Below are 17,179 nucleotides of genomic sequence, written 5' to 3'. Positions count from 1 at the left end.
AGAGTCAATCGGGATCAACGCTTTGGCGATTCATGAATGGAATCAAAGGGATTCAACGATGGACGTGCAACGTAAGCTGGAAATCCTGGCGGATGCGGCGAAATACGATGCTTCCTGCGCGTCCTCGGGCACCGAAAAGCGGGATTCCAGCGACGGCAAGGGCCTCGGCTCGACCGCGCCGGGCATGGGCATCTGCCATTCCTACGCGCCGGACGGACGCTGCATCTCGCTGTTGAAGGTGCTGCTCACCAACGCCTGCAATTACGATTGCTTATATTGCGTCAACCGCACTTCTTCGAACGTGCCGCGGGCGCGCTTCACGGTCGACGAGGTGGTGAAGCTGACGATCGACTTCTATCGCCGCAATTACATCGAGGGATTGTTTCTCTCCTCGGGCATCATCCGCAGCGCCGACTACACCATGGAGCAAGTGGTTTCTGTCGCACGCAAACTGCGCGAGGAGCATCACTTCCGCGGCTACATTCATCTGAAAACCATTCCGGAGGCCGATGACGCGCTGATTGCGGAAGCCGGCAAATATGCCGATCGTCTTTCCATCAACATCGAGATGCCGCTGGAGAACAGTCTGGCGAAATTCGCGCCGGAAAAGGACATGCGCGCGATCCGCCGCACCATGGGCCGGCTGCGGTTGAAGCTCGATGAGGCGCAGGAGAACAACCAGACCGCCACGCAAACAAAGCCGCCGCGCTTTGCGCCCGCCGGCCAGAGCACGCAGATGATCATCGGCGCAGATGCGGCCAGCGACAAAACCATCCTCGACACCAGCGCCAATCTCTACGGCTCCTACCGGCTCAAGCGCGTCTATTATTCGGCCTTCAGCCCGATCCCGGACGCCAGCCGCGCGTTGCCGCTTGTTCCCCCGCCGCTCCTTCGCGAGCACCGGCTCTACCAGGCTGACTGGCTGATGCGGTTTTACGGTTTTGACGCTGGCGAGATCGTCGAGGAGGCCGCCGGCATGCTGCCGCTCGACATCGATCCGAAACTGGCCTGGGCGCTGCGCCACCGCGACCGCTTCCCGCTCGATGTCGCGACCGCCAGCCGCGAGGATCTGTTGCGGGTGCCGGGGTTCGGCACCAAGGCGGTCGACCGCATCATTGCCACGCGCCGCCTGACCTCGATCCGGCTGGCCGACCTGGCGCGGCTGCATATCCCGCAGAAGAAGGCGCTGCCGTTCATCGTGCTCAGCGATCACCGGCCATCATTGCATCTGCTCGATGGCGCAGGGCTGAAGGAGCGGTTCAAGCCGAAGGCGACACAATTGGGATTTGGTTTCTAAACGCACAGCGTCATTGCCTGCGACAAACGCGAAGCGTTTGCGCAAGGGAGCGAAGCGACGAAGCAATCCATGCCTCAACAAGTGGAGAAATGGATTGCTTCGCTTCGCTCGCAATGACGAGGAGGAGAGAAATGCACCACATCACCCTCGACAACGAAACCGATTTCGACGGCTGGCGCAAAGCCGCCCGCGCACTGGCTCTAAATGATGTAAAACCCTCCGACGTGAGCTGGCGCGTCGCTGATGATGCGCCCGAACTGTTCGAACCGACGGCGCCGCCGCTCGAGCCGCCACCCGGCACGTTCAACGTACCCGCCAAGTTCGTTGAACTGGCGGAGGCTGCGATCCTGCACCGCAACCCCGAGCGGTTCGCCCTGCTCTATCGCCTGCTGTGGCGGTTGCGGCAAAACCACGATCTGCTCGACATCGCGACCGATCCTGACGTGGCCGAGGTCGCCGCCATGGCGAAGGCCGTGCGCCGCGACGAGCACAAGATGCACGCCTTTGTCCGCTTCCGCGAAGTCGGCCGCGAACAGAACTCCCACTTCGTCGCCTGGTTCGAGCCGGAGCATCATATCGTCGAACTGGCCGCGCCGTTCTTTGCGCGCCGCTTCGCCGACATGCCCTGGTCGATCCTGACGCCGGACGTCTGCGCGCATTGGGACGGCCATGCCGTCTCGATCACGCCGGGGGTCAGCAAATCCGAAGCCCCGACCACCGACCGCCTGGAGGAAACCTGGCGGCGCTACTACGCCAGCATCTTCAATCCCGCCCGGCTGAAAGTGACGGCGATGCAGAACGAAATGCCGAAAAAGTATTGGCGGAACCTGCCGGAGGCCTCATTGATTAAACCGCTGATCGAAAGCGCCGAACGCACCGCGAGCGCGATGATCGCGAATGCGGCGATTGAACCGCACAAATCGCAAAAACGGCTGGAACCAGCCAAGGTCCAAGACATGGCCCGCAACCACGACGACGACGATCTCGAAACGCTGCGTGAGGAAGCCGCGGGTTGCCGCGCCTGCCCGTTATGGAAAGATGCCACCCAGACCGTGTTCGGCGAAGGGCCGCAAACCGCGCGGATCATACTGGTCGGCGAGCAGCCCGGCGACAAGGAAGACCTCGCCGGCAAACCGTTCGTCGGGCCCGCGGGGCAGATGCTCGATCGCGCGCTGGAAGAAGCCGGGATCGACCGCAGCACAGTCTACGTCACCAATGCGGTCAAGCATTTCAAGTTTGTGCCGCGCGGCAAGATTCGCCTGCACCAGAAGCCGAACACGCCGGAGATCAAGGCGTGCCGGCAATGGTACGAACGGGAACTGGCTGCGATCAAACCAGATCTGGTCGTGGCCATGGGCGCCACCGCGGCGCAAAGCGTGTTCGGGAAAATTACGCCGATCAACAAGAACCGCGGCCGCCTGATTGATCTCGACGACGGAACCAGGGCGCTGGTGACGGTGCACCCGTCCTATCTGTTGCGATTGCCGGACGCAGACGCCAAGGCGCGCGAATACCAGCGCTTCGTCCAGGACCTCAAAATAGCCGCCGACGTGCTGCGAAAATCAGCACATGCGGCCTGAATCCTGCCAATCCGGCAGTCGCAATTTCTGGTGAAATATAACGAGGAAAATTGACAATCCCATCCACAACTATTAATTGTCGAAGGACACAATCGCATTCTCAAGGGAATGTGGGACGTCTGGTCACGCCATGACGCTCCCATACGGTCGACGCGCTGCGCGGTCCCCCTTCAGCCCCGGCGCCGTGCAGCGCGCGACCCACTCTTCCTCTCGCCTTGCGGCGTTGCAGCGCGCCCGGCGTTCCGCTCTACCCCCTCGCCGCGGCCTCCAGTTCTGCAATATTGAACTTGACCATCTTCAGCATGGCCTCCGCGACGCGTCTGGCCTTGTCACGGTCGGGATCGTTCATCAATTCACCGAGCCGCCTGGGCGCGATCTGCCATGAGAGGCCCCAGCGATCAGCCAGCCAACCGCATTGCTCGATCCTGCCGCCCTCCTTCAAGGCATCCCACAAGCGGTCGATCTCGGCCTGCGTGTCGCATTCGACCATGATCGAAAAGCTGTGGTTGAACGGGTCGAGGGGGCCAGCCTCAATCGCCATGTAGCGCTGGTCGCCGAGGCTGAAGGCCGCGATCTTGACGCTGCCCGCGGGACCACTCGGGCTCTCGGCAGGCAGGGACGAAACCCAGTGGACCGATGAGCCGCGGACCAGCGAGGTGTAGAAACCGATCGCGGCCTCCATGTCCTTCGCGAACCATAGATGCTGCGTGACCTTCATCGGCGCTCCTTCCATCAATCGTCGGCCGCGCGCGCGGCCGCTCCTGTCCCAAGGACGGATGGAGGGAACCGCTCCCGACAGGGGCGACGAAATTTCTGGTGCACATGGGTGACGAATCCGCGGAACCGATAAAGCGGCTCATGCCCAAAGAGATCGCTTCAAGCGACCCATCTTCATGTCCGGGTTCAACGGCAAATAAAGAAGGCCCGTACTGCCTTCCCTCATGTGGCTTCAAACTTCAGATGCGATCCAGCTTGAAAAAACTTGCGACCCGCCCTTACGCCGCGGCCAGCTTGTTCTCGACCAGCTTGATCCAGTACGAGGTGCCGTACACGATCGCCTCGTCGTTGAAATCATAGGCGGGGTGATGGAGCCCTGCGCTGTCGCCGTTGCCGCAGAAGATGAAGGCGCCCGGCCGCGCTTCCAGCATATAGGAAAAATCTTCCGCGCCCATGAGCGGCGGCATGTCGTGAACGTTCTGGGCGCCGGCCACTTCCCTGGCCACCTGCGTGGCGAAGTCGGTTTGCTCGGCATGGTTTTGGGTCACGGGATAGCCGCGCTCGTAAACCAGATCGATTTTGGCGCCGGTCATTTTGGCCACGCCCTCGCACACCTCGCGGACCCGCTTCTCGACCGTTTCGCGCACTTCCGGGGTCAGCGTCCGCACGGTGCCCCTGAGTTCGGCAGTCTGCGGAATCACGTTGCGCGCGTTGCCGGCATGGAACTCGCAGATCGAGATCACGGCCGAGTCCAGGGGATCGAGGGTCCGCGAGACGATCGACTGCAGGGCAGTAATCACCTGCGAACCGACGAGCACGGAATCGATGCACTTGTTCGGGCGCGCGGCGTGGCCGCCGAGCCCTTCGATCTTGATGTCGATCGAGTCGGTCGCTGCCATCACCGGGCCAGACCGGATGGCAAAGGAGCCGACCGGAATCCCCGGGCCATTATGCATGCCGTAGACCTGCTCGATGCCGAACCGGTCCATCAGCCCGTCCTTGATCATGGCGGCGGCGCCCGCACCGCCCTCCTCGGCCGGCTGGAAGATCACGACCGCGTCGCCGGCGAAATTCCTGGTCTCGGCGAGATAGCGCGCTGCCCCCAAAAGCATCGCGGTGTGGCCGTCATGGCCGCAGGCATGCATCAGGCCCGGCGTCTTGGAGGCATGGGGCAGGTTGGTCGCTTCCTCGATCGGCAGCGCGTCCATGTCGGCGCGAAGCCCGATCACCTTGATCTCGCCCTTGCCGGGCTGTTTGCCCTTGATGACGCCGACGACGCCGGTGCGGCCGAGGCCGGTGGCGACCTCGTCGCAGCCGAATTCGCGCAAGCGGTCTGCCACGAATGCTGCAGTGCGGTGGACGTCGTAGAGCAATTCGGGATTTTCATGGATATCGCGGCGCCAGGCCTGAATATCGGGTTGCAGATCGGCGACGCGGTTGACGATGGGCATGGGAATTCTGGCCTCAAAGGTTGGAACGCTAGGGCTTCTGTAGCATGCAAGGGGCGGTCCACCCAACACTCTGCCGCAGAGCCCCATTCCACCCGGGGAGCGGCCGCCAAGACCCTCACATCGGGCGGTGTTTGAAATGTCGGTGAACGGCCTCACGCGGCCAGCGTGTTCTCGACCAGCTTGATCCAGTAAGAGGTGCCGAACACGATCGCCTCGTCGTTGAAATTGTAGGCGGGGTGATGAAGGCCTGCGCTGTCGCCATTGCCGCAGAAGATCAGCGCACCGGGGCGCTGCTCCAGCATGAAGGCGAAATCTTCTCCTGCCATCAGCGGCGGCATCACATGCACATTGGCATCGCCGGCAATTTCCCTGGCTGCCCGCGTCGCGACATCCGTCTGCTCGGCATGGTTGACCGTTACCGGATAGCCGCGATCATACGTCAGATCGATCCTGGCGCCGGTGATCTGCGCCACGCCGGCGACGACCTCGCGGACCCGCCTTTCCACCATTTTCCGCACCTCGCCGTTCAGGGTACGGACGGTGCCCGTCAGCACCGCGGTTTGCGGGATCACATTGCGGGCGTTGCCGGCGTGAAATTCGCACATCGAAATGACCGCCGATTCCAGCGGATCGACGCTGCGCGACACGATCGACTGCAGCGCCGTGATCAACTGCGCGCCTACCAGGACGGAATCGATGCATTTGTGCGGACGCGCGGCGTGGCCGCCGAGCCCCTCGATCTTGATGACGACGGCATCGCCTCCGGCCATGATCGGACCGGGCCGAAGCGCGAACGCGCCGACCGGAATGCCCGGACCGTTATGCATGCCGTAGACCTGCTCGATACCGAAACGGTCCATCAGCCCGTCCTTGATCATCGCAACCGCGCCCGCGCCGCCCTCCTCGGCCGGCTGAAAGATCACGACCGCATCGCCGGCGAAATTGCGGGTCTCGGCGAGATAGCGCGCCGCACCCAGCAGCATGGCGGTGTGGCCGTCATGGCCGCAGGCGTGCATTCGGCCCTTCGTCCTGGAAGCGTAAGGCAGATCGGTCGCCTCCTCGATCGGCAGCGCGTCCATATCCGCCCGCAGCCCGATGACCTTCACCTCCCCCTTGCCGGCGGGCCGGTTGCCCTTGATGACGCCGACGACGCCAGTGCGGCCGAGACCGGTAATAACCTCGTCGCAGCCGAATTCCCGTAACCGGTCCGCCACCAATGCCGCAGTGCGGTGCACGTCGTAGAGCAGTTCCGGGTGTTCATGAATATCCCGGCGCCAGGCCTGGATGTCGGGTTGCAACTCGGCGACGCGGTTGACGATGGGCATGGAGATGACAGGCTTTCGGGGTTGGACGCTTCTGCCCCTGTAGCATGCAAGGGGCGGTCCAACCAACGCACCCTGCCGCAGAGCCCCATTCGTGCAACGGCCTGGCAACGGCGGATGGCCGGGCTTGTCCCGGCCGGCCACGTCTGACTAATAAACGCTCAAGAAAGACGTGGATGCCCGGAACATCTGGCGCGAAGACGCGCTTCGCGCTTTTGTCTGGGCCTAACGATAATCGTGAACGGGCGGACGATGCCGAAGCGGCTTGAAGGTGATTTCGACTATATCGTGGTTGGCGCAGGCACGGCCGGCTGCATCATGGCCAACCGGCTGTCGGCCGACCCGAAAAACCGGGTGCTGATCCTGGAAGCCGGCGGCAACGACAACTGGATCTGGTTTCACATCCCGGTCGGCTATCTCTTTGCGATCGGCAATCCCCGTTCGGACTGGATGTTCAAGACCGAGCCGGAGCCCGGACTCAACGGCCGGGCGCTGGCCTATCCGCGCGGCAAGGTGATCGGCGGCTCTTCCGCCATCAACGCCATGATCTCGATGCGGGGCCAGGCCGCCGATTACGATCACTGGCGGCAGCTTGGGCTGACCGGCTGGGGCTATGACGACGTAAAGCCGCTGTTCAAACGGCTGGAAGATCATTTCCTTGGGGAAAGCGAACATCACGGCAGCGGCGGCGGTTGGCGGATCGAGGCGCCGCGGCTGTCGTGGGCCATTCTCGACGCGGTCGGTGACGCCGCCGAGGAAATGGGCATCAAGCGCATTGCCGATTTCAACACCGGCGACAATGAGGGCGTGAGCTATTTCCACGTCAACCAGAAGCGCGGCCGCCGCTGGTCTTCGGCGCGCGGCTTCCTCAAGCCGGTGCTGAACCGAAGTAATCTGCGGCTGGAAAAGAACGTGCTGGTCGACCGTCTGATCATCGAGAATGGCCGCGCGGTCGGCGTGCGCTTCATGCAAGGCAATGAAGTGGTCGAGGCTCGCACCAAGGGCGAAGTCGTTTTGTGCGCGGGATCGATCGGCTCGACACAGCTGTTGCATCGATCCGGCATCGGGCCATCAGACTGGCTGTCGCCGCTCGGCATCGATGTCGTGCTCGACAAACAAGGCGTGGGACGCAACCTGCAGGACCATTTGCAGCAGCGCGCGATCTACAAGGTTTTTGGCGTCCGCACGCTGAACGAGACTTACTACAATCTGCTCCGGCGCGGCCTGATGGGGCTCGACTATGCCTTCCGCCGCCGCGGGCCGCTGACCATGGCGCCGTCGCAGCTCGGCATCTTCACCCGCTCCGATTCCACCCGCGAGCGCGCCAATATCCAGTTTCACGTGCAGCCGCTGTCGCTCGACAAGTTCGGCGATCCCCTGCACCGCTTTCCCGCCATCACGGTCAGCGCCTGCAACCTGCAGCCGACCTCGCGCGGCACCGTGCGCATCCGCTCGGCGAAGCCGGACGAAGCGCCCGCGATCGCGCCGAATTATCTCTCGACCGACGACGACCGCCAGGTCGCGGCCGACGCTATCAGGACCACACGGCGGCTGATGAAGCAGAAGCGGCTCGAACAATATCGCCCGCAGGAATACCTGCCCGGCCCTGCGGTCGGCGACGACGACGCGTCGCTGGCGAAAGCCGCCGGCGATATCGGCACCACGATCTTTCATCCGGTGGGGACCGCGAAGATGGGGACAGCGAGCGACCCGATGGCGGTGGTCGACGAGCGGTTGCGCTTCTATGGGATTGCCGGGTTGCGCGTGGCGGATGCGTCGGTGATGCCGACGATCACGTCGGGCAACACCAATACGCCGACCGCGATGATTGCCGAAAAGGGTGCGGCGATGATTTTGGAGGATGGGCGCTGATCAGCCGCCTTGAGCGCCAGAAGTCGCCCACTATACACGCGCCATTGTCACGTCATCCGCTCTCCTTCGATCAAAGGTTGCAACGCTTGATCATCAAGATCATCAAGTGATAACGGATTCTTTAACTTTGATCCAACGTGAAATCATGCGTGCGACATGAAGAGGCTATTGACATCGCAAAATACGACTTCAATCTTAGGTTGCTAATTTCGTTGACTCAAACTTGCCCGGCACAGCCACCTTGATGGTGGTCGCCAAATGAAACGTAGGGTCCAGATGAGACGAGTGAACGAAGTCACAGCGCGTTATGCCAAACGATTCACAAACGCGCTCACCGCAATGATTCTCATTGCCAGCGCGTGCGCGTCAACGTCATGGGCAGAATCGATCTACCAAACAGGTCCGTTTCGCAGTCTGTGCAGCTCGGTTGAGATTTCGGCGGAGCCGGAGGTATTTCAACGCTTTGCGCGTGCAACGGTCAATGAAAACGTCGCCCGTACCATCGAAGCGCGCTTACGAACGCTCGGACTTACCTATCCGGTCCTCGCAGGACAGGAGTGCTTTAGGGAACGTGCGAGCGCGCCGCGGCAGTTGAGCCTCCAGTTCTATGCGCGTGCAGTTTCCGACCCCGAACAGCCCCGCCGGCTGGTCATCTCCTTGATCATGCACAGCTACTACAAGGATGTCTCGGCCGAAGGCCCTTACCCTCGCGATATCCCAAGGGCACACCACGAATTCCCAACGGAAGTTAGTTTCTGCTCCGCCGAAACCGATCCTTCACGCTGCCTGACTGATCGCGTGATCAACTACTTCGACGCGACCATGATGAAAATTATCGAGCGCGCTCAAGAACTCGAAAAAGGGGGAAGATGATGACGGCAGCCCAGAATATCACCCACCGGCTACAAATGGAGCAACGCTCGATCCATCAAGATCATCGAGCGGTAACGAATCTTTAACTTTCATCCAACGTGAGATCAAACGTGCGACCACAAGGGAGCTATGACATCAGAAAATATTGGATCAATCTAAGGTTGTTCTATTCGTTGACTCAAACTTGATCCCCGCGGTCACGTCGGGGTGGTTCCAAAATAGAATGTAGGGTCCGATGAGACGAGTGAACGAAGCAATGGCGCGTTATGCCAGACGGCTCAAGAACGTGCTGATCGCCATGATCCTCATTGCCAGCGCGGGCGCCTCAATATCACAGGCAACAACCCTTCCGTTTGAGTATGGGGCATTTCGGAGCGTCTGCACTTCGGTTGAGATTTCCGCGGATCCGCAGGTCGAACAGGGATTTGCCAGGGCGACCATCAACGAAAACATCGCCCGCACAATCCAGGAGCGACTTCGTGCGTTGGGTCTTACCTACCCGGTCATTTCCGGACCGGCTTGCTTGAGAGAGCGCGCAACGGCGCAGCAGCAGTTGGGACTCCTGTTCTATGCTCGCGTGGTTCCCGACCCTGAGCATCCGCGCCGACTGGTCGTCTCACTGATTATGCACAGCTTCTACAACGATCCAAAGTCGCCGGGTCCCTACCATACCGACATTCCAAAAGCACAACATGAATTCCCGACTGACGTGAGTTTCTGTTCTGCCGAAGTGGACCCTTCGCGCTGCCTAACAGATCGCGTTGTCGACTACTTCGATGCGACGATGCTCAAGATCATTGAACTTGCCCAAGAACTTCTAAAAGGAGGACGAAGGTGACGGCGGCACAGAACATTACGCAGCTCTTTACCGGCTACAAATGGCCAACCACCACAATCACCTACTCCTTCATAACCGAATACGCGCCTTACACGCCTCAAGGCTATCAAGAGCCAGGAGGCCCAACTTTTTGTCCGAAGCGCAACAAACAGCAACGAGGCAACTCTTTGCTGATATTCAAAGCTTTCTTGGCATCCAGTTTGTCGAAGTCACGCAGGACGATAGCCAAGACCAGATAGGCCAAATCGCGATCGGAATGCGTGGCAATATCGCATCACCAGAAGTTGCCTTGACGAATACCAATCTCAGCACACCCACGGCGCCGACGTCCTCATTGGAAACGCCAGCGGAAACACGCTGACCGGAAATGGTGGAGATGATTTCATCTTTGGCGATGAGGTCGCGGCCCGCGGATTCTTTCCGGCATCTGGGGCAGGACACGAGATACGCGGGATTTCCTGGGACGGCGACTTCCTCTATGTCGGCAACTACCAAACGGCAGGCACAGATTCGACGACCGACAATGACACCATCGACGCCGGAGCCGGAGCCGACTGGGTATTCGCGGGAAAGGGCGCCGACAAGGTGGACGGCGGAGCCGGCAATGATTTCCTGGATGGCGGCGACCAGATTGATGAGATGGCCTACGCTGGCATCAGCGGCAACGTCCAGATCCAGAAGCTTGCACCATCGGCCGTCCCCGATGATATCGCTGCGAATGGACAATCGGTATTCCAGATAACAGTTCAGAGGAACGGGACCTCCGAAATCGACAAGATACGCGGGTTTGAAACGGTTTCGTTTGGCACGGGCCGCAGAAATTCAAGGGCGACCTCTCGCTGGGCGACGATTCATTGTTGCTTGACGGTGGGACCGGAATTGACTCTTTCGACTTTTCGTCAGCGTCCACTTCAGTCACCATTTACACCGGACCGGTTAATGGAGAAGAGAATTCAGTCATCAGTGGGACGGGTGTTTCGCTCAAGAATTTTGAAGCCTTCGTTGGCTCGGCGCAGAATGATGTCTTTTGGTTCAATGATGGCGATCAGCTCCTTTATGGACGCGGCGGTGACGATTATCTTGTTGGCGGCGCCGGGAACGATGTCCTGGAGGGAGGCGAAGGAGATGACATACTTTACGGAGGAGATGGAGCCGACACGTTCATCATAGGCGATGGTTTCGACTCTATCATGGACGCCGATGCGAGCGACCGCCTATTCATCCGCCTTCCGGCAATTGCTGGAAACGGTTCGGGTGAAACCGTTGTGCCGATCCTCGGCGGGTTCTTTGAGAATACGCCCTGGGATCCCGGGCCACACGGCACCACCATCGGGGACAGTGCCGCCATTTTCAAACCGCGCGACGTGATTTTTGGTGAGGATGATGCCGCGCTCTATCAATCTCTGGGTACCGATTTCCAGATCGACTTTTCGCTTGGTGATACCGATCTTTTCATCTTTATCAGCACCCAAGCGGGCCAATATGCCAGCGTTGTCGTTATCGTTGGCTACGAACCTGGCGACCTCGGACTCGTATTTGAAGAGAAGTTGTCACCGTATCAAGTTGACGGAGTCCGTTCGTGGTTCGATCAAGCCGAGCCGGCTTGGGAGGAAGGGCATAAGGCCCTGCTCAACAACGGGGTCTTTGGCAGCATTCAACAGGCCTCGGATTTCATTATCTAGACATCGATTGATGTCGAAATGGACAAAGCTACCCCCGGCTGGCCAAAGCTGCCGCCGGCGACATCGGCACCACGATCTTCCACCCCGTGGGACGGCGAAGATGGGAACGGCGAACGACCCGATGGCGGTGGTCGACGAGCGCCTGCGTTTTCACGGCATCGCGGGCCTGCGCATCGCCGACGCTTGGGTGATGCCGACGATTACGTCGGGCAACACCAATACGCCGACGGCGATGATCGCGGAGAAAGGCGCGGCGATGATTTTGGAGGACGCGCGGTAGCGCCTTGCGTTAGCGGATTTACCCTTGTGGCTCTTTGCCCGCATTTTCGTGGCCTCCGGGCGCAACTGCACTCGTTGAGGTGAGTGACGTTGAGCCATTTTAGATAAGTGGCATGCATCACTGCTCCGCCGACTGCCGGTAAAACTGAAGGCATTAAACGCTCACGAAGACGTTATCGCTCGGCGGGCGCCCGCCGCAACATCCGGGAATAAACCCCGCCCCTGCCCGATCACGTCCCTGCAAGCCCAATCACGGGCTCAGGGAGACTTTTCATGAGCGATCACGACCACCACGATGACGGCGTCAGCCGACGCCGCGTACTGGAATGCATGACCTGGGCCGGCACCGGCGTGCTCTGGACCGTTGCGGGCGGCGTGCCCCGCTCGATGGGACTGGTTGGATCGGCGCAAGCCGCCGAGCCCGCCGGGATGACATTCCTGCAGATCAGCGACAGTCATGTCGGCTTCGATAAGCCGGCCAATCCCAACGCACTCGGCACGCTGGAGGAAGCCATCAACAAGATCAACGCGATGCCGAAGAAGCCGTCGTTCATGATCCACACCGGCGACATTACACATTTGTCGAAGGTCAAAGAATTCGACGACGCAGATCGCATCATCTCGCAGGCCAAGCTCGACGTGCATTACGTGCCGGGCGAGCACGACATCATCGACGAGGAGGTCAAGCTCTACAAGGAGCGCTACGGCCGCGGCACCAAGGGCGGTGGCTGGTATTCGTTCGACGCCGGCGGCGTTCATTTCGTCGGCCTCGTCAATGTCGCAAACCTCAAGGGCGGCGGCCTCGGCAGTCTCGGCGACGACCAGCTGGAATGGCTGGAGGACGATTTGAAGGGGAAATCGAAATCGACGCCGGTCGTGCTGTTCGCGCATATCCCGCTGTGGACGGTCTATCCGCAATGGGGCTGGGGCACCGAGGACGGCGCCCGTGCGCTGGAATACGTCAAAGGATTCGGCTCGGTCACGGTGCTGAACGGCCACATCCACCAGGTGATGCAGAAGGTGGAGGGTAACGTCACGTTCCACACCGCGCGCTCGACGGCCTTCCCGCAACCGGCGCCGGGCACGGCGCCCTCACCCGGGCCGATGAAGGTCGAGGACAGCAAGCTTCGCAGCCTGCTCGGCGTCGCCAGCATCAACTTCAAGCAGGGCGACCAGCGGCTTGCGATCATCGACACGCCGCTGCAGGGCTGAAGAGGATACCGACAATGAGTTCGATCAATCGCCGCGACTTCGGCATCTTCGTGGTCGCGACCGCGCTTCTGCCCGTCGGTGCTGCGCACGCCGAAGACTCAGCTGTTCCTTTGGCCGTGCACATCGACAATTTCGTGTTCGAGCCAGCGCAACTCGCTGTAAAGGTCGGCCAGACCGTCACCTGGACCAACCGCGACGACATCCCCCACACCGTGGTGTGCGCCGGAAAGTTCAGGTCGAAGACGATGGACACCGACGGCACCTTCTCGTTCACATTCGCGGCACCGGGCGACTACAAGTATTTTTGTTCGCTGCATCCGCATATGACGGGGGTGGTCAAGGTTGAGTAGCGCGCCAAACCAAGGCATCACAACCCTGCCCGGCCGGTGGATCGAACCCGGCCGGGCGGAATCGCTTTCTGCAGCAGCCGGACGAAAGACGATGCCGCTTAGAGCATCCGACGACGATCCCGAAAAGGCGCGGCGGTTTCGCGAGGCCGCGCTGCCCTATCTGGACGACGCCTATACGCTGGCGCGCTACCTGCTTCGCAACGCTGATGACGCCGAGGACGCGGTCCAGGAATGCTACCTGCGAGCGTTCAGGCATTTCGACAGCTATCGTGGGCCGGCGATGAAACCATGGCTGTTTGCGATCCTGCGCAACGTCTGCCGCGCCGAATATGCGCGCCGCGCCACCGCGCCGACCAGCGCGATCGAGGACGTGGCCGAGAGCGCCGAGCAGACGCCGCTGTGGCATGAGGCCGAGGAAACGCCGGAGGGGCAGCTACAACGCCGCTGGGACTCCGACACCATCCGCCGGCTGGTGGCGGCGCTGGCCGAACCGTTCCGCGAGACGTTTGTGCTCCGCGAAATTCAAAACCTGTCATACCGCGAGATTGCCGAAGTCGCCGAAGTGCCGGTCGGCACCGTGATGTCACGTCTGGCGCGCGCCCGCGCCATGCTGCGATCGGCGTGGCTGGCGGAAGAGGAGCAACGCAAATGACCTGCGACGAGGCTGAAGTCCTGCTTCACGCATTGATCGACGGCGAGCTCGACGCCGGGCACGCGCGCGAAGTGGAAAGCCATATCGCCGGCTGCCCACGCTGCGCGGCGGCGCTTCGAGATTATCGCGAGATGAACAAGGCAATTGCGGAAGCCGGCGCGGGCTACACCGCGCCCGCAGCGTTGCGCCGGCGTATCGAGGCCGCATTGCCGCAGCCGCGCCAGGTGCCGAATCGCCGCGCCGTGCTGCGCGGCTTTGCGATGGGCTCGGCGGTGTCGGCCTTGGCGGCGACCGGCCTGGTCGCGATCGTGCTGCGTCATGACGATTTCGAGCGCATTCAGTCGGAGGTTGTATCGGCGCATTTGCGTTCGCTGCAGGCCGGGCATCTCACCGATGTCGTTTCCACCGATCAGCACACCGTAAAACCGTGGTTCAACGGCAAGCTCGACGTCTCGCCGCCGGTGATCGACCTGACCGCGCAGGGCTTTACCCTGATCGGCGGCCGGCTCGATTACATCGATGCCCGCGCCATCGGCGCCGTGGTCTATCGCCGCCGCCAGCACGTCATCAATCTGTTCGTGTCGCAGACGTCGAGCACCGAGCGCCGCCCCGCGAAGGTCGAAACAATCCAGGGCTTCAACATCCGGCATTGGAGCGATCGCGGGCTGAACTACTGGGCGGTCAGCGACCTCGCCAAGGACGAGCTTGCGGATTTCGGCGAGAGGTTCGAGAGCGCGATACGCGCAGCGGGATAAGTTCGCGAAGCGCGGGCGCACGGTGGTGCACCCGCCCTCCCGCGCAACAGGCATCAAGCCAACCTCCTTATCGCGCCTTGCGATGATGTCGCGGCGCGATCTGCCGCCGATCACGCATCGGCACGGCCTCGTTGTAATAGGCATTGGACTGATCGAACGATCGGTATGCCGGCCGGCCGCCGAGCACGTCGGCATTGGGATGATAGAAGGAGTAGGTCCCGGGTTCCTGGATCGCGGCTTGCGCGAACACGGGCGTTGCGATCGCGGTCATCAGCAGCGCGGCGGCGAGTGTTGGGATCGACTTGGTCATCGGTGAGATCCTCTTTGTTATGAAATCACCCCACCCAATTGGGTATCGCATCGCAAAAGCGGATAGCTGTGCGACGGCGCTCACCGCGATTTGAAAAGCCGCGCCCGGAAATCCCGATGGCGTGCAGGCGCGGAAAATCTTCACCGGCAGATGCGCAGAATATTCGCCTACAAATGAAACGATCGGCGCAACAGTGTCGCTATTGCGCCCGACGGTAACAGCGGGCGCGGATCGAGGAGCGGGGCGATCAATCCATCTGATCATAGCAGCCCGGATGAGCGACGCGATATCCGGGGATGAGACCGCGACGCTTGATGCTCCCGGATATCGCTTCGCTCATCCGGGCTGCGGCACCTGAATTGGCTGCTATGTCTGCGGCGGATAGCGCTCGAAGGTCGGCAGTTCGTGGGCGCGCTCCATCCAGCGAATCCGCTCGGCCGTCTGGATATGCATCATGGCGGGAACAGCGTCGGGGTCGTCATATGTCGCGCTCTGGATATCGACGATGCCGGGCAACACATTCGCATTGGTGTAGAACAGGCCGGTGCCGCAGTCCGCGCAGAATTGCCGACGGCCATGTTCCGAAGACTGGTAGACCTTGGGCGTCCCCTTCGTCACCTTGAGCGCGTCCTCCGCGTACATCGCCCAGCCGACCATCGGCGCGCCGGCATGCCGCCGGCAATCCGCGCAGTGACACAGCGCATGAACGATCGGTTCGCCCTCGATCTGATAGCGGATCGCGCCGCAGTGACAACCGCCGGTGAGTTTGTTCATGCCCTGCTCCGATCGATGCGATCATGCCGTTGCGTCTTGCTGTCGCGCAACTGCGGCTTATTTCCGAACCGGTCAGTTGGCGCGCCGATTGACCACATTGCCCGGCACGATTTCGGCCTTGAAGCGAAAGAGCTGCGGATCGGCGGGATCGACCGAGACACGGACCCAATGGCTATCCGGCCATCCGAAGGTTTCCACGCGCGTAAAATTCTCGAACAGCCGATTGGTCTTCTTGCTGTAGAGCGGCTTGTCGACGCGAAAGATGTGGGTATCGCCATGCAGGAAGGCGACCGGTCTGTCGTAGCTTTCAAGTTCTTCGGACAGCGTCTGGATGTAGTCGTCGAATGCCAGCGGCCGGCTCGGCGCGGGCTGCCCACGCGGAATGAAGCGAAGCAGGTAGCGGGTCTTGGCGCTCGCCGGCCAGAAAGTCTCGAAGCCCGGATTGGCCTGGGTCAGGATCACCACGCCCCGGCTGCCGGCGGCTTTCGCTTCGGCAAAGGCCTGCTTCAGCCAGGCGACGTTTGCCGCCTTCCGCTCCAGATGTTCGGCATCCATCTCCGGGGTGCGGCCGAAATTGTCGTTCTCGCCGACGATGTGAACGGTGACGAAGGTGACGCCACCCATCGACCAGCGCAGGTTCTCGCGGAATTTTGAGAAGTTCGGATCGGCAGACTGGTTACGCACCGCGATCGGTTTCTGCCCGAGACTTCTGCCTTCCGGAAAGAACATCATACGGATCTTCGAAAGCAGTTCGAGTGGATCGACCTTCCTGGCTTCCAGCGGCCAGCAATCGGACCAGTCATTGTCGCCCGGCGTCAGGATGAACGGGTGACGGATGCTCTGGAATGAGTCGTGGATCGCCCTGTAGTTTTCATCAACGCAAGGCATCGAGGCGATGGCGGGATTGCGGTTGTACGGCGTCGCGTCGAACTGGAAGTCCCCGATGTGGGCGACGAATGCAAGCTCGGCAGCGTTGAGCGCCGCGAGCACGCGCTGATATTCGGCTTCCTGCACCTTGGTGTAGGGCATGTCGCCGACCAGCGCGAAATCGAACGCGCGCTCCTGCGCGGCTGATTCGCTCGCGATGGCCATCAGCATAACGGCAGCAGCGGCCGCTCGCGTCCAGCGCCATACCATGGTCCGTCCTCCCGGTCTCAATCGCCATGACGGGGATCAACAACAGGAACCGGTGAAGCCAACGGGGTGCGCGAACGA

At 61.3% G+C, this 17,179-nt stretch carries 16 protein-coding genes and 2 pseudogenes; 12 read left to right on the top strand and 6 right to left on the bottom strand.

Annotated elements, in window-relative coordinates; all coding sequences use genetic code 11:
- Nucleotides 1–58: 58 nt before the first annotated feature.
- Nucleotides 59–1,297, top strand: a complete 1,239-nt coding sequence (locus tag JQ624_RS08015) for a putative DNA modification/repair radical SAM protein (RefSeq protein WP_212418322.1) — start codon at nucleotides 59–61, stop codon at nucleotides 1,295–1,297.
- 131 nt (nucleotides 1,298–1,428) lie between these two features.
- Nucleotides 1,429–2,877: a UdgX family uracil-DNA binding protein gene (locus tag JQ624_RS08010; protein ID WP_212418321.1), complete on the top strand. Its 1,449-nt coding sequence runs from the start codon at nucleotides 1,429–1,431 to the stop codon at nucleotides 2,875–2,877.
- A 247-nt stretch (nucleotides 2,878–3,124) separates the two neighbouring features.
- Here JQ624_RS08010 and JQ624_RS08005 read toward each other — a convergent pair whose 3' ends face one another.
- The 3 genes from JQ624_RS08005 to JQ624_RS07995 form a co-directional block, all read right to left on the bottom strand.
- A complete protein-coding gene (locus JQ624_RS08005) occupies nucleotides 3,125–3,595 on the bottom strand; it encodes a VOC family protein (protein ID WP_212418320.1) in 471 nt (156 codons plus the stop codon).
- A gap of 277 nt (nucleotides 3,596–3,872) precedes the next feature.
- A complete protein-coding gene (locus JQ624_RS08000) occupies nucleotides 3,873–5,045 on the bottom strand; it encodes a M20 aminoacylase family protein (RefSeq protein WP_212418319.1) in 1,173 nt (390 codons plus the stop codon).
- A gap of 152 nt (nucleotides 5,046–5,197) precedes the next feature.
- The gene (locus JQ624_RS07995) at nucleotides 5,198–6,370 is read right to left on the bottom strand and encodes a M20 aminoacylase family protein (protein WP_212418318.1); all 1,173 of its coding nucleotides are present in this window, start codon (nucleotides 6,368–6,370) and stop codon (nucleotides 5,198–5,200) included.
- A gap of 249 nt (nucleotides 6,371–6,619) precedes the next feature.
- Between JQ624_RS07995 and JQ624_RS07990 the strand changes: the two genes are divergently transcribed.
- The 10 genes and pseudogenes from JQ624_RS07990 (at nucleotide 6,620) to JQ624_RS07945 (ending at nucleotide 14,880) form a co-directional block, all read left to right on the top strand.
- The gene (locus JQ624_RS07990) at nucleotides 6,620–8,239 is read left to right on the top strand and encodes a GMC family oxidoreductase (protein WP_212418317.1); all 1,620 of its coding nucleotides are present in this window, start codon (nucleotides 6,620–6,622) and stop codon (nucleotides 8,237–8,239) included.
- Between the two features lie 285 nt (nucleotides 8,240–8,524).
- Nucleotides 8,525–9,112, top strand: a complete 588-nt coding sequence (locus JQ624_RS07985) for a hypothetical protein (RefSeq protein ID WP_212418316.1) — start codon at nucleotides 8,525–8,527, stop codon at nucleotides 9,110–9,112.
- A gap of 244 nt (nucleotides 9,113–9,356) precedes the next feature.
- The gene (locus JQ624_RS07980; protein ID WP_212418315.1) at nucleotides 9,357–9,950 is read left to right on the top strand and encodes a hypothetical protein; all 594 of its coding nucleotides are present in this window, start codon (nucleotides 9,357–9,359) and stop codon (nucleotides 9,948–9,950) included.
- Nucleotides 9,951–10,223: 273 nt separating this feature from the next.
- Nucleotides 10,224–10,541: pseudogene (locus JQ624_RS39690) on the top strand (hypothetical protein); the annotation flags it as partial.
- A gap of 263 nt (nucleotides 10,542–10,804) precedes the next feature.
- Entirely contained in the window at nucleotides 10,805–11,632 is an 828-nt protein-coding gene (locus JQ624_RS07970; RefSeq protein WP_249129534.1) for a hypothetical protein, read from the top strand.
- 35 nt (nucleotides 11,633–11,667) lie between these two features.
- Nucleotides 11,668–11,912, top strand: a pseudogene (locus tag JQ624_RS07965) (GMC oxidoreductase); the annotation flags it as partial.
- 272 nt (nucleotides 11,913–12,184) lie between these two features.
- Nucleotides 12,185–13,123: a metallophosphoesterase gene (locus tag JQ624_RS07960; RefSeq protein ID WP_212418314.1), complete on the top strand. Its 939-nt coding sequence runs from the start codon at nucleotides 12,185–12,187 to the stop codon at nucleotides 13,121–13,123.
- 14 nt (nucleotides 13,124–13,137) lie between these two features.
- Entirely contained in the window at nucleotides 13,138–13,473 is a 336-nt protein-coding gene (locus JQ624_RS07955; protein ID WP_212418313.1) for a cupredoxin family copper-binding protein, read from the top strand.
- Between the two features lie 91 nt (nucleotides 13,474–13,564).
- Complete coding sequence (locus tag JQ624_RS07950; protein WP_212418312.1) at nucleotides 13,565–14,125, top strand: sigma-70 family RNA polymerase sigma factor; 561 nt, start codon at nucleotides 13,565–13,567, stop codon at nucleotides 14,123–14,125.
- Complete coding sequence (locus JQ624_RS07945; RefSeq protein ID WP_212418311.1) at nucleotides 14,122–14,880, top strand: anti-sigma factor; 759 nt, start codon at nucleotides 14,122–14,124, stop codon at nucleotides 14,878–14,880. The genes JQ624_RS07950 and JQ624_RS07945 overlap by 4 nt, the downstream gene beginning before the upstream one ends.
- A gap of 67 nt (nucleotides 14,881–14,947) precedes the next feature.
- Here JQ624_RS07945 and JQ624_RS07940 read toward each other — a convergent pair whose 3' ends face one another.
- The 3 genes from JQ624_RS07940 to JQ624_RS07930 all read right to left on the bottom strand — a co-directional run bounded on the left by JQ624_RS07940 (nucleotide 14,948) and on the right by JQ624_RS07930 (nucleotide 17,101).
- Nucleotides 14,948–15,190, bottom strand: a complete 243-nt coding sequence (locus JQ624_RS07940; RefSeq protein WP_212418310.1) for a hypothetical protein — start codon at nucleotides 15,188–15,190, stop codon at nucleotides 14,948–14,950.
- Nucleotides 15,191–15,556: 366 nt separating this feature from the next.
- Nucleotides 15,557–15,964, bottom strand: a complete 408-nt coding sequence (locus JQ624_RS07935; RefSeq protein WP_212418309.1) for a GFA family protein — start codon at nucleotides 15,962–15,964, stop codon at nucleotides 15,557–15,559.
- 72 nt (nucleotides 15,965–16,036) lie between these two features.
- Nucleotides 16,037–17,101, bottom strand: coding sequence for a hypothetical protein (locus JQ624_RS07930; RefSeq protein ID WP_212418308.1), 1,065 nt, complete (start codon nucleotides 17,099–17,101; stop codon nucleotides 16,037–16,039).
- Nucleotides 17,102–17,179 lie beyond the last annotated feature (78 nt).

The organism is Bradyrhizobium sp. AUGA SZCCT0283, from assembly GCF_018130385.1.
In the GTDB taxonomy this organism is placed as follows: Bacteria; Pseudomonadota; Alphaproteobacteria; order Rhizobiales; family Xanthobacteraceae; genus Bradyrhizobium.
Note: the sequence above shows the minus strand (reverse complement) of the source record. Positions and strands in the feature narration are given on the sequence as shown.